The sequence below is a fragment of the Streptomyces sp. Y20 genome, from assembly GCF_043195475.1.
Taxonomy (GTDB): Bacteria; Actinomycetota; Actinomycetes; order Streptomycetales; family Streptomycetaceae; genus Streptomyces.
On the sequence record NZ_JBIDDP010000012.1, the window covers coordinates 187,425 to 201,843 of the forward strand.

Annotated in this window: 2 protein-coding genes (1 of these 2 running past the window's edge); both read right to left on the minus strand. The window is 72.6% G+C overall.

The features are described 5' to 3' along the window. Nucleotides 1-642 carry a type VII secretion system-associated protein gene (locus ACGFT1_RS27370; protein ID WP_373911648.1) on the minus strand — a complete coding sequence of 214 codons (642 nt, stop codon included), beginning with the start codon at nucleotides 640-642 and terminating at the stop codon, nucleotides 1-3. Further along, nucleotides 639-14,419 carry the final stretch of a hypothetical protein gene (locus ACGFT1_RS27375; protein WP_373911649.1) on the minus strand. Its footprint extends 37,054 nt past the window's final position, so 13,781 of the gene's 50,835 nt are visible here — the last part of the coding sequence; the start codon falls outside the window, past its right edge; the stop codon is at nucleotides 639-641. The genes ACGFT1_RS27370 and ACGFT1_RS27375 overlap by 4 nt, the downstream gene beginning before the upstream one ends.

The following is a 14,419-nucleotide window of genomic DNA, read 5'->3' on the forward strand; positions in this document are numbered from 1 at the left end:
TCAGTCCGTGGACCGCTCCTCCGCCACCGCCCGCCGGAGCGCGTCCGTCTCCACCAGCAGACTGGCCGCGCCGCTGGGGTTGACCAGCAGGCGCTGCTCCGGCTCCAGGAGGTCGAGCAGCAGGGTGACCGGCACGGCGTCGTAGGCCAGCCGTCCCAGGGCGTCGAGCTGCCCGGCGGAGGTGTGGACGGGGATGACGGGGATGCCGTCCGGGGTGGCGGCCAGCACTGGCCGTCCGTCGGCGTCGACCGGTACGGCCACCTCAGCCTCCGCCATGCGCCGCGTCACCTCCTCCGCCGGGCCGTAGCCGGTGACCGCGAGCTGGATGGCCTCGTCGACCTCGTCGGTCGGCGGCGGCCAGCCGCGCTCCGACGGGGAGGGCCGGTACTCCTCGTTCTCCCGCCACTCGACGATCTCGCCCGCCGCGTCCGAACGCCACTCCCCCCGCACCGCCCAGGACGGCGGCGGCCCCTCGCCGGACCAGGCGGGGTCCACCATGCCCAGCCAGTGCTCGGGCGCCCGCCCGGCGGCCGCCCGCAGCTCGGCCGGTATCCCGGGCGCGTCGCGCAGGTCCCCGGTCTCCCGGGGCGCATCCCGCGCTGCCGTGCCGGGCGCCGTCCGTGCGTCGTCGGCGTTCGTCATCGGTTTCCTCCGTGTCGGTCGTCCTGGCCCCGGTGACGGCTTCGGGCCCGGTGTCCGGTTCCGGTGCGGGGCCGTTCGTGCGAGCGCTGCTCCGGGCGGCGGGGAGGCACCGGGGCGGACGCGCCGGTCTCCGGTCGCCTCGGGTGGAAGGCCAGCCATTCACCGGTTTCCCGGGGACTGAAGGTCTTCAGTTGCAGTGCGGTCTCGATGCGGACCGTAGGCGCGTAGACGACACGGCCGGTCTCGTCCGCCACCGTCTGTGCCACGCTCGGGCCCGGCCCCGCGGCTTGGCCGGTGTGGCAGGCGGCCAGCACGATCGGGACGCGCGAGGGCAACCGGCTCAGACTGGGCCGGCGCTTCAGGAACCTGCCGAGGTTCGTCCCGTCCACCAGGGCCTCCCCGGACCCGGTGTGCAGGACCACGAACTCCGTCGAGGCGTGGGCCATGAAGAAATACGGGGTGACGGTCTCCCCGTCGCGTCGCCACGGCAGTTCCCGGCGCGAGCCGGGCCGCGGTACGTACGTACCGTCGACGTTGTCCCACAGGGCGGAGGTGCTCCTGGCCCCGAGCTTGCGCGCCCGCACAGCGTATTCCGCGCGGGCCCACTGTTCAGGCGCCAGCGAGGCCCGGCCGAGCGGCCTGTGCTGCTCGTCCTGGATCGTCTGGTGGACGATGTCCACGCCGGCGATCGGCCGGCCGTCCAGTGAGGTCAGCCGTGCGGCCCGCGGCGGCAGCACGTGGGCGCGCTCCTCGGCCGCGACGGCGCCGAGGTCGTCGGGCAGGCTGCGCAGCCACCGCCCGGACGCCTCGCCCGCGCCCTCGCCCACCGCGGTGATCCGCGTGGCGCTGCCGTCGGGCGAGGGCAGCAGTTCCAGCTCCCCGGTGTGCGACCAGACGGTACGGCCCGTGCGCGCCGCCACCAGGCGCGGCAGTTCCATGCCGCCCGCAGCGCCGCGCGACATCACCAGCACGACCGGCGCGTCGGCGGGCAGCCCCCGTACCTCGGGCCGTGCCGCCAGGTGGTCCGCGAACTCGGCCGGACGCATCGCGCCGCCGCCCTGCGCCGTACGCACCAGGACGGCTCCGTACGCCGTGTCGGCCAGCACGAGGTAAGGCACCGGCGCCGACGGCGAGAGCGAGAACCACGGGGGTCGTTCCGGCTGGTAGGTCCGACTGCCCTCGGGGCCGGCCGGCCCGGGCACGTAGGTCGTCCAGACCTCGGGCGGCGCCTGGACGTCCGGGCGGCGGACCTTGCCGGGCCGGAAGTCCAGACCGAGGTCCCCGCGAGTGTGCCGGCGCGAGACGACCGGTACCGCGTCCGGCACCGGAACGCTCCGCTCGGAGGCCACTGACTCCGGAGCGGCGGACCGCGCCCCGGGCCCGGCCTGACCGGCCGGCGCGTCGGGATCCAGCGAAGCGGAGTCCGCAAAGGCGGGTTCGTCCCCCAGCGGCAGCCCGAGCGTGTCGGCCTGCGGTTCGGACCGTACGACCGTCACCACGGCCCGCCGCCGCAGTCCTTCACGGCTTTCGGCCGCGTCTTGCGGGAGGTCGCGTCCGGCCGCCCGCCCCAGGGGAACCACGAAGAAGTGGGAGTCGTCCATGACCGCCGCGGCACCGTCACCGGGCTGAAGCGCCCGCAGCGCCTCGCGCACCGCCTGCCGCAGCTCGGCCACCACCGCCTCGCCCCGCCGCGCACTCGTCCGCATCGCCGCGTCGGCCCGTCCCGGCAGCGGCAGCACACCGCCGTTGCCTCCGGCTTCGACCCGCAGGCGTGGCCAGGGCAGCCCGGCCCGGTGATCCTCCAGAGCCAGGCGCGCCACCTCCTGCGCGAACCGGCGCAGGTCCTGCCGTTGCTCCGCCGACAGGACCTCGGCGTGCTCGGCGAACCGCACGACGTGCCGCGACTCACCGGCCGGCGGGTGCGCCGGCGAGGAGGGTGCCGTCCGGGTCGCCGGGACATCGGCCACCGCCTGCCTCACCGGTGCGGTCGTGCCGTGCCCCTGCGGCGCGGACGCCTGCGCCGGCCCGTCGGTGTCCGGTCGCCTCGGCCGGAAGGCGAGCCACTCCGGGGCCTCAACGGGGTTCTCGGCCACCAGCTCCAGGCTGCCGAGCGCCCTGCTGGTGGGTGCGTACACGACGCGGCCGGTTTCGTCGGCCACCAGTTGCGCCACGTTCCGGCCCGGCTGGCCCGAGTCGCCTCCGGTGAGGCAGGCGGTGAGCACGATGGGGACTTCCGACGGCAGCCGGCTGAGGCTCGGCCGACGCTTGAGGAACCTCCCGACGTTCGTCCCATCCACCCTGACGGTCCCGGCCGTGGTGGGCACGACCACATGCCCCGTGGCCCCGTGAGCCATCAAGAAGTAGGGGGTGACCCCCGGAAGGTCCCGTTTCCAGGGCAGCGTCCGGACCGAGTCGGGCCGGGGAACCCGCTTGCCGTCGGCGCGGTCCCGCACGCGGGAGGATCTCCGGGTTCCCAGGTTGACGGCTCGGGCGGCGAAGTCATCGGCCCAGTCCTGCGGCGTCATCCAGGCGCGTCCCAACGGCCTGTTCCGGTCGTCCTGGATCGTGTGCTGCACGATGTCCGTGTCGGCGACCGACCGGCCGTTCAGGGTTGTCAGCCGGCCGGCCTCCGGCGGAACCACGCTCGCCCGCTCCCGATCCGACGCGGTGAGCAGATCGTCGGGCAGGCTGCGCAGCCACCGCGCTCCTGGCCGGCCGTCACCGTCGGCCACCACGCCCGGCCTGCCTGCGCTGTCCGTCGAGAGCCGGGGCCGAACCGTCCCGGTGTACGACCACACGGTGCGGCCGGTACGGGCGGCGATGAGGCGAGGCAGCTCAAGACCGCCCGCGCCGCCATGCGACATGACCAGCACGACGGGCACGTCGGCTGGCAGCGCCCGCACCTCGGGCCGGGCCCCCAGATGGTCCGCGAACTCCACGGGACGCATCGGCTGAGGCTCCGTCGCGGTACGCACCAGGACGGACCGGTGGGTGCCGCCGGCGAGCACGAAGTACGGTGCCGGCGCGGAGGCGGAGGACCACGGCGACCGGCTGTCCGCGGAGGCCGTGGCCACTTCGTCGCCGCTCGGCGCCGCCACGTCCAGGGGGCGGGCGCCGGCGGGCCGGAAGTCCAGCCCCAGGGCGCCACCGGTGCCCGCGTCCGCCACGATCGGCACCGCGTCCGGCACCGGAACGCTCCGCTGCCACGGCACCCGCGCCGGCGGCTCGGACAGGGCCGGTCCGGCCGTTCGTGCCGGCGGCAGGTCCTGATCCGAGGGCGCGTCGGAGGACAGGACCGCGGACCCGGTTCCGTCCCCGAGCGTTGCGTCGCCGTCGCTCCGTCCCTGTCGGTGTTCGGGGTCCGCGCCGGAATCGGCCTCCCGCGTATCCGGCGATCCTCGGTGGTCGCCGGCCACGGTGGCGACGGGCTCCGCCCAGCCTTCCGGCAGTCCGGGCGCCACGTCGCTGAGCCGCCGGCCGGCGGCCGGCGCGGCCGTGTCCCCCGGCGTCCACACGACCCGCTCGGCCCCGGGGCCCCAGGTGCCCGTCAGGCGGTTGTCGTGGTCGTGGACCCTGGCGACCGCCTCCGGGCTGATGCTGCCGGTGAAGGCGACCTCCTGCTCGTGCGGGGAGTCGGGGGCGCGGCCGATTCCGGGGAGGGGGACTTGCTCGAACGCCGCGCGGGCCTGGTCGAGGTCGACGCGTTCGGGTGCGAGCGCGGGCGCAGAGCCGTTTGCCGGTTGTGCCGCAGGCACTGACCGTGAGACAGGCGGTGGCATCTGGGCATGCGGTGCGAGGACCGCACCGATCTGGCGCAGGTGATCAGGCGTCAGAACGGGCTTCTTCCACTCGTTCTCACCGGAGAACGGTCCCATGAAGCTGGCCGCGCCTTCGCCGACTTCCTGCTCGTTGCGGCCGCCTGGCGTGAGCAGCGCGTGAGGTGGTGCCTGATCGTCCCAGATGCCGAGGCCGTGCAGGATCTCGTGTACATGCGCTTCGGGCCTGAAGCCTGTGAACCAGATGTTCTGGACCATTTCCCGGGCCGTCGACGGTAGGCCCGCGCGAACCTGGATGACGTCATGTGCGTCGTCGGCTTCGGCTACGAACTGCACCTCGACCTGGAGTACCGGGCCCGGATCGGCGGACAGCCCTGGTACCGGTACCCGATAGCCCGGTTCGTTGACCCTGGTGTCAAGTGTCCGCTGTATTTCCCTCTTGAGGTTCTCGACCTGGGGCAGGCTTGCATCCGCTGCCTGCAGATGCAAACGCCTGGCCAATCGCAGCCGCTCGTTGCCCGATGCATCGAGGTGCCAGGTCCAGGAGTAGGCGACTCGCGTGCGTTCACCCGAGGACACCGGCCGGGTGACAATGGACTTGCCGTCAGGATTTCGGTGGAATGAAAAAGCCTCGTTCTCTCCACCGAACGGGATCCACCGGTCGGTGTCAACTTCGCCGGACGACTGACTTGTGGCCTCGTCGGCGACTGCAGAATCAGGCTCTCTCCGGTGAGTTGGCGAGGTGATCCCCAACGAAGTATGGCCGTCGTGCTCCGGAGCCGGCCGACCATCCGACTGGCTCGCCATTCTTTGCCCCGCCTCGATGGTGGACAACATGAACTGTGCCGCACCCTCGTCCAGGAGCATGTCTTCGGCCGCCTGGCCGACTGCTTGCGTCAGGGTTCTTCCGGTGAGCTGCTTGAACCTGCTCTCCAGACCCGTCACGGGACTGCCGCTGCCCGCATGTTCCAGGAGGAGATTGACCACCGAGTCAGGGTCCACCTGGAGAGAGCCACGCAAGTGGAATCCCATTTGGGATGCAATGTGCTGATCAACGTGCAAGCGCCCTTCGATCCTGAGGCGCACGCCTTCAGCCAGGGACGAGACTGCGGGGAGGGAGCGGTAAGCAATCGCATATGGGGCATGCCCGTGGTCGCGTTGCAGGTGCTCCAGATCCGCGCGAAGGAACTCTTCCATGACCGACTGTGCGGATTCCTGGTGAGGGGAAGAGGGCGCGTGTTCCATGGACACGACGACCGGGCCGTTCTGGGCGGCCTGAAGCACGGCTGTAGCGAATTGATGCGCGCGCGCCTGCTCGTCGGTGGACAGTGGGCGAGTCAGGGCAGCGGTGAGTTCGAGATGATCGCCATGATTGAAATCATCAGGTCCGAAGGGGTTCTGCCAGTTCCCAGCGACCCAGTCCACCTGCTTTGTTGCCTTATTCCATCTTCCCGTTCTGTCCTCTTTCTCATCGTATACGCTCACGACGGCTTCCGGATCGATGCGGCGCGTGAACGCCACCTCTTGTTCTTCGTGGAACACCCCTTGATACTCGCCTCCGAGAGTGGCACCTATGTCGATGCCAGTTCGATCGGAGTTACGAGCCGACTCGATTTTGAATCGATAGCGGCGATCGTGGTAGACGGTATGATCGCGCGACATGTACCTGTTGCGCGTGGTGCTTATGAATTGCGACGGAAGAATATTATGGACCCACCGGGACAGTCCGAGGCCGGCCTCAATATTGCGAGCCGAAAACCCGTTGGCCAGAATCGAACCCGGATCCTGCATGTCCGAGAAGTGCCAGAGTATTTCCTCTGGATGGCTTTCCCTGACTGTCGCCGATTCGCCGGGCGCGATGAGGGTGTAGTCGACTGAGGGAGGCGTGTCGGAAACGCCTTGATCACCGGTTCGGGCGGCGTCGGCACGGCCCGCGGCGTTCGCCGTCGCGGTCCGCGGCGCGTTCCCGAGGTCGGACTGGTCGCGGCCCACCGCGCGCTGATCGTGGCCCGCGCGGCGGCGACGCCCCACGGCGTCCGGTCGCCGACGGCGATGTCCGGGGACGGGTCGGCCCGGGCGCGGCTCGTCCCTGCGTTCCAGCAGGCGGGACAGGTCGGTGCCGAGCGCGAGTTGCGGGAAGCGGACGGCGTTCGGGCCCAGGTCCAGCAGTTGCCGGGGCGGGTCGAGCAGACGTCCACTCGCATCGAGGTCGATGGACGCCACCATGCCGGTCAGCCGGGGTGCCTCCCCGAGCACGCGGCCGTTCGCGCCGGTCCACTCCACCCGGCCCCGGTCGTTGACCGCGTACACCGGGCCGTCGGTGCCCCCGGCGGGGTCTTCCGGCACCACCAGCGACCGGGCGCCGGGTCCGGCGGCCAGCAGGAGGTCCTCCAGGGCTTCCACCGCCGCGTGGCCGGGCCTGAGCCGGAAGGCCAGGCCGAGGCGTTCCCGGTCCTCTTCGGTCAGCGGGACGTCGGCGGGCAGGTGCGGTGCGAGGAGCGCCTCGGTGCGCGCCAGGATGTCGTTCAGCCGCCCAGCCGCGCCGTCCTCGCTGTCGTGGACCTCGCGTGCCAGTGCCCGCAGCGAGTTCAGGGCCCGCCGGGCCTCGCGGACCGCGCCGGCCGTGTGCTGCGCCGCCAGCCGCTCCGACACCGCCCATGCTCGGTACAGCAGGTCAGGCAGGTCGGGGTGGAGGGGCTTCAGGCGGTCCTCGATCACGGTGCGGACCACGTGGTCGAGGGTCAGGCCGGGCCGCCAGGGCTCCCGGTGGAACGCGCCCAGTGCCGCCTGGTCGAGCCCCAGCTGCTCCATGGCCGTGCGGGACACCGAGGTGAGCAGTCCGGCGGCCTCGGCCTGCTCGACGGTCAGCCCGGCCGTGTCGGCCGCCTCCGGCGCGAGCGGGTGGAAGGGGTGGACGCGGCCGGAGGGTTCCGCCCAGCGGCTGACGGTCCGGTCACCCGGTCCGGTGATGTCGAGGCGGACCGGCAGGTCCAGCTCATGGGCGACGTCGCGGGCCAGGTGGTCCATGGACACAGCGGTGAACGTCAGCAGCAGCGGCAGCCGGGCCGGCGCCGGAAGAGGACCCTCCCCGGTGGTCAGCGCCGTGCGGACCCGGTTGACCTCCCTGATGACGGCGTCGACGGAGTCGTCGCCGACGACCTCATCGACCCGGTCGTCATCGCCGACGACCGCATCGGCAGAGTCGCCGCCGGTGGGCGGCTGCTCCGTCCGGTCCTCGTCCAGCAGTCGCGCGTACCGGGCCAGGCTCTCGGGCTCCTCGATCGTGGAATCCAGCGACCGGGCGGCGGCCAGGTCGGCGCGGAGGGTGCGCACCGCCCAGCGCAGGGCGGCGCCACGGGCACGGGCGTCCAGTGCCGTGCGGTCCAGGCGGAGCACCACCGCGTCCAGCGGGTCGGCGGACGCGGCCCGGACCCGCCGGGCCACCGTCTGGTACAGCCGGGCCGGGGCCATGCCCGGCTCGTCCGCGGCCTCCTCCATCAGCGCACCCAGGTCGAAGGCCTCGGCGTCGTCCAGGTCGGCCCAGCGCGCGGCGTCGAGGGCGGACGGGGCAGAGCTCTGCCCCAGGCGGCCCATCAGCTCCTCGACCTCGGACTCGAACAGCTGCACGTACACATCACCGGTGAACGGGTCGCTGTGCACAGTGCCGTGCTCGGAGGCCGACGGCCGCAGCAGGTGCCGGGTGTACCGCTCGGCCACCAGCCGGTAGCGACCGCGCACCCGCACCAGGTGGAGCGGGCCCTGCTGCTTGATGTGCTGTTCGCGCCGGTAGTTCTCGGTGCCCGCGCCGGCCAGGCCGCTGCCGGTGTTCCAGGACGCCGACGCGCCGCCCGACCCTGTGTACGGCGGGTAGGCGTGGCCGTCGGGGGTCTGCGCCGGGTCGTGCGGGTGCAGGACTCCGGACGCGGAGGTGCCCGCGCTTGCGGAGGGGCGCCAGTGGTCGTGGCCGGCGCTGACCGTCGTACCGCTCTGGTGCTTGCTGTAGCGGCCGGTTCCGGTGCCGTGGACCGGGCCGATGACTTGCAGGTCGAACAGGTGTCCCTCGATGTCGAGGCTGGCCTGCTCGCGGGAGTGGCCCGGCACGTGCAGTGCGTCGGTGAGCCGGTGGCGACGGCCGGTCGATGCCGGGAGCAGGTGGTTGGTCAGGTGACCGCGGCTCATCAGCTGCCGCAGCGTGAGGCTGGTGCGGACCCGCGCGCCGTCCGCGTCGGGGCCGAACAGCCTCGTCATCAGTTTCAGGGCGGCCGGCAGCGCGTCGTCCAGCAGGACGCCGGTGACGTAGGCGTCGCCGGGCAGCGCGGGCAGCGGCCGCAGGTCGCGGTCGGCCTGTGGTCCGAACAGCGGCCGGAACTCGCCGAGGCCGCGCGGGACTTGCAGCTCGAGCACACCGGGGACGCTCGTGGTGCCGGTGGTGGAGCGGGCCGTGGACAGGCCGCGGTACAGCCCGGTCAGCCAGTTGTTCAACGGCCGGCCGGCCATGTCGAGGCGGCGGACCCGGACGGTGAGGGTGTGGTCGAAGGCTGCCAGGTAGACGCCGCCCTTCCACGCGGCCACCGTCTGCTCCGCGACCTCCGTGGTGGCCGAGGTGACACCCCGGTGGGCTCCCTGGCCGACGCCGATCCCGCCGCTGTGGGACGTGTGCGTCTCACCGGCTCCGAGCCTGCCGGCGGTGAAGGTCTGGGAGGCGTCCCGGGAGGTGGTGGCCGCGGTGCTCACATAGCCGTGTCCGTAGTTCTCCAGACCGGTGCCGGGCCGGAAGTCGTACACCCGCGGGCCTGAGTCCAAGGTGGCGGTCAGGTTGATCTCGACGACGTCGGACAGCAGCCAGCCGATGGGGTTGACCAGGTAGAACGTATGGCCGTTCGGTGAGAGGAGGTCCTCCAGCATCGCGGAGTCGCGGCCTTCGGCCAGCAGGGACTGGAGGATGTTCACGGCACCCTGGAGCCTGCCGACCCTGCGTCCGGAACCGGTCCACAACTCCGGCCGGGACGCCAGCAGCCCGGGAGCGACCCGTTCCACCTGTGCGCGCACGATGTCGTACGTCGACCGGCCGTCCCGGTAGCCGAACGCGTGGACCCCGCTGTGGCCCAGGATCCGGCCGCCCGGGTCCTGCCGGGTCAGGTACTCGGGGAACCCGACCTGGGAGAAGGGACCGGCCGGCTCCTTCAGGGCATGCCCGAACCGGGTGTTGAACACGGTTCTGGTCCGCTGGTCCAGCACCACCAGCGCGTTGTCCTCGTGCAGCCGGGCCAGCAGGTCCGCCAGGGCGGTGCGGCTCTCGGCGAGCTGGTCGAGAGCCGGTTCCGGACCGGGGGTGTCCAGCACCCAGCGCGACAGCAGGCCCGCGACCGTGTTGCCGCTGAGCCTGACCTCGCCGCGGTACCAGCGGTTCATGACGTCGACGAGCTGTTCGTCGGAGACCGGGACGATGTCCCTGGCGTACTGCTCCAGTGCCTCCGGCTCGGACAGCAGGTACAGAACCGTGCGGCCGTTTACCTCCCGCCGGTCGGACCGGTACGTGCCCGGCAGCAGCTTCGCGGTCTTCTCCAGGTGGCTGAAGACCGTGAAGTCCACGGTGGTGCGGTACGCGTACGCGCGGTTGAAGTCGAGCTGGATCAGTTCCTTGGCACCGGTGCGTCCCTGGCTGGACGAGGTGTTCCACTGCCAGCTCCGGGAGGCGCCCACCTCGCCCTGGACGGACGCGCCGCCCGCCGCCCCGCCGACGGTCGCACCGGCCTGCGCCCAGGACACGCCGGCGGACGAGGCGCCGGTGCTGTTGGTCTGGGTCATCCACAGACTGATCACGCCCAGGACGAACTTGTCCTTGGTGGCCCCGGCGAACGCGGAGGGACCCATACGGCCCCGCACGTCGACCGCGCCGAAGGTGTTCCGGAAACCGGTGTCGAAGAACTGGTCGCTGGTGTAGCGCCCGTTCAGGATCTCCTTCAGGTGTGCCCGCACCTGGATGGTGTTGGTGAAGGAGGTCAGTTCCTGGTCGGCCTGCCCCTGGGGGCCGGTGAGTTCGCCCAGCACCGTCGTGGCCGCGTCGCGCAGGCCGGTGGCGTCGACGTGGTAGACCACCGCCCGGTCGAGCACCGAGGCGGGTGTGTGGCGGCGCAGCGACGTCCTGCCGGGGTGCTGGAGGCCGCCGAGCGGCGGCAGGTAGGCCACGGTCCGCTGCCGGGTCAGCCTGATCGGCTCCGGGTCCCGCGCTCCCGGCCGGATCCGGCCCTGCAAGCCGCTGTGCTGGAGTTCCAGGGTGGCCGTGAGGTCGACGTACAGGGCGTGCTTGTGGACGGTGCCGGGGTACTCCAGCAGCTCGGGGCGGTTGTTGAGGAAGGAGACGCTGTCGGTGGCGCCCACCCCGCGCCGAACGTCGAAGCCGGTGACGGCCCCCCTGAGCTGGTTGGTGAGGGCCTTGAGCCGGAAGCTGAGCGCGATCGACCTGCCGTCGCCGCTGGACTGGCCGGCGGTGTCCATGCCCATCGCCAGGTTGACCACGGCCATCTCGTCGGTGGAGCCGAGGTACTCCGGCGCCATGCCGGCCGAAGGGGCCGCCTTGATGGTGATCTTCACGGCGTCCAGGTCGACGTCGACACCGAGGGCGCCGCGGGGCCGGTACATGTGGAAGGTCAGACCCCCCTGGTGCAGCTGGTCGTGGTATCCCTCGAGTCCTCTCGCGGAGACCCACTTCCTCAGCTTCTCCAGGTTCTCCAGCCGGCTGTCCAGCTCGTCGGCGTGCCTCCACCAGCGGTCCGCGGTCAGCGGCGACGCCTCGTCTGCGGGCAGGAAACCGAGCCGGACGAGTTCCCGCGTCAGCCCGTCGCGCAGCTTGCGCACCGTCTCCTCGTCGAACTCGACGATGCCCATGCCGATGCCGTGCCCCTCGGCGGCATGCGGCGGGATGTCCACGTGCTCGTCCGGACGGCGGACGGTGCCCCGGATCCGGTCGGGCTCGTACGGCACGGGGGTGACCGCCGTCGCCTCGCCGGTCTCCGTGGCCGCCGCCCCACGGGCCTCCACGACCGCCGCCGACCCACCGGATCCGGCGACCGGCGTCGCCGCACCCGATTCCGTGATCGCCGCTGCCTCGCCGGTCTCCGCGCTGCGGGCGGGCGGTGCGGTACCGCCGTCCGTCGACAGCGCCTCCCGGTCCACCGGGAAGCCGTACCGGAACGCCTCGGGTTCCGGCACCCGCACCAGGCCCTGGCCGGACACGGACGGCGTCTCGACCGGCTCCGCGCCGCCACGCACCGCCACCACCGCGCTGTGGACGAGCTCCAGCCGGTACGCCGCCGTGTGCCCGGTGAACCGCGGCACCACGACCCACAGGCCGGTACGGCCGGCGCTGACGCCGTTGGAGTTGGACCACGTCATCGCCAGCGCGGCGCTCACCCCGAGGCCTGCGTCGGGATGCTTGAACGGCAGCGGGGCCAGGTCGAGTTCGGCCGACGGCAGGCTGACCGTGGTGGAGTTGCCGATCGTGTGAGCGCCGCTGGTGCCGTCGATCGCCGTCCTGACGTTCTCGATCGGGGCGTTGTCGCTGGTGGCACCGACCCGGGTACCGCGCGAGGGGCGCAGGGTGCGTACCTGGACGGTCGCGACCGGCCTGCCGTGCCGGTCGTGCAGGGCGAAGGCGTAGCCGTGCGCGTCACCGACGGCCGCGTCCAGGTGGGAGTCGAGATTCCACAGCTTCTGCAGCAGTTCGTTGCGGGGCACACTGCCGACCGGAAGCTCCAGCCCCTGCTGTCGCGCGGCGGCGACGATCCGGTCGAACAGAGCGGGCAGGCCGGTGAGACCGGACGCGTAGTACACGGCCGGCAGCCGGTGCTCCAGCCCTGCGGTTCCTGTCGCGACGACCTGCTCCGGCGCCTGCCGGAGGTAGTACTCGGGCACATAGAGCATCAGCCGTCGGTCGCCCTCCGTCGCGACCTCGACCGGGGGGACGTCCTCCCAGCGGCGCTGCGCGTCCGTGCGCACGCGCACCGTCCAGTGGGGCTGGTAGGCGACCATCGTGGAGTCGGCGTTGGCCAGCTCCACATGGCCGCCCTCCGCGTCGCCCACCCAACTCGTGGACCGGATGGAGGCGTTGGTCGTACCGGAGACACCCGCGCCGGCCCGCGCGACCTCCAGCACGCCGGGGCCGAGACCGATCCCGTACGACATCGAGATCCCGCCCCGCGTGGCGCTCGTCGGGCCGGAGTGGGTCTGCACGTGGGCACCGGTCAGGTACGAGGCGTTGATCGCCTGGTTGGCGTGGAACCGCTCGGGGGCGGCATCGCGCGCCGGTACCAGGCCCAGGGGCCCGGACGGAGCGTCGGACGCGGACGCGGCGGACTCGGCGGGCTCCGGCTCCTCGGGGATGGCTTCCAGGGCCGACGGAACGTCGTACGAGGCGGCCGGGTGGCCCAGCGTCCTCGGGCTCCGCGGGTCGAGCGTGATCAGTGCCTCGGCACCGCCCAGCGGGACGAGGAGCCCCGCGTTCGCGAAGTCGCCCTCGCCCGGCACCAGATAGCGGTAGTTGCCGAGCAGGCGCTGCGGCAGCTGGTCCCAGACGGCCTCGGGGACGCTCTGTCCCGTGCGCTCGACCAGGGTCCGCAGGGTCCGCACGACCTCGGGGACGTACGGCAGTTCGGCGCGCGGGATGCCGATCGTCCGGGCCGCGGGATGCACCTCGACCGGTTCGCCGGGCGGCGGCCCCTGGGGGTTGTCGGCGGGCCGGGGCGGCGGGAAGAGGTGGGGCAGGGCCTGCTCCAGCCCGCCGGCCAGGTGGCCGTCGCCGGTCAGCGGGAGCATCGCGTACAGACCGTCGGGCACCGTGACGGTGAGCGCCCGGCGGGCGCCGTTCTCCAGCTGTGCCACCACCCTCACACCGAACCGGTAGTGGCGGTACCTGCGGGTGGCCTCCCGGTTGGACTCCCGGGTCTCCCCCGCCTCGAAGCCCTCCTTGCGGCCGGTGCGCACCCCGTACACGTCGAGGGTCATCCGGTCGAAGATCCGGTCACCGTGCGCGGTGCCGCCCGCCTCGGGACCGACGGAGACCACACCGCCGCGGGAACTGCTCCGCTCGCTCTTGGGGCTGGTGTGGTCCTGCTGGTAGCGGCGCGCCTTGAACTCGACGCCCTCCACCGGGCCGACGACCTCTGCCGTGGTCAGTTCGAAGCCGACCGTGACGGTGCGTCCGCCGACCGGCACCTGGTAGCGGTGTCGCAGCAGCCGCGCGACGTTGGCCCGCAGCATCGTGGTCGAGGTGTGGTGGTCGTAGCTCACGCCGGCCGGGGTGAGGGGGTCGAGTCCGGGCACCTCCCACGTGCTGTCGCGGTTCAGGTCGGGTTCGCGCACCGACCGGTGCGCCGCGGCCTTGGCCCACCGCTGTACGGCGTGCGCGGCCGGCACGTCCCACGGGTGGATGAAGTCGGTCAGGGCCTCGGGCAGGGCCGTGGACCGCTCCGCGAGCGGAGCCGTCCACGCCGGCGCCTCCTCGGGCCGCACCGGTGCGACGACCGGCGGCACCGGCTGTCCGGCCGGGACCGTCAGGTGCGTCGGCACGAGCAGCCGTACGTCACCGGTGACCGGCGGACGGTCGCCGAGGCCGTCGTCCTGCCAGGTCCACACCCGCACCGGGTCGCTCCGGCGGGCCGAGTCGCGGCCCCGTACCAGCGCCGCCACGCGCAGGACCGCGTCCCGCACGGCCTGCGCCGGCACGGACAGCGCGGCGGGCGGCTCGGTGGTCGCGCCCATCCGGATGCGGAAGGTGAGGGCGTGCTCGAACTCCTCGGAGCCCTCACGGGTGTTGGCCCGGGCGATGTCCACGGTCTGCCGGGCGGTCTCGTGCGACCGCTCCCGGCTCATGCCGTAGGACGCCTCGAACTCCGTGCCGCCGTGGCCGTCGTGGTCACCGATGCGGAAGCGGGCGCTGAGCCCGGCACCGGCGTGGAAGGAGCGCTCGCCGCCGGTCTTCTCCTCGGTGATCCCTTCGGAGC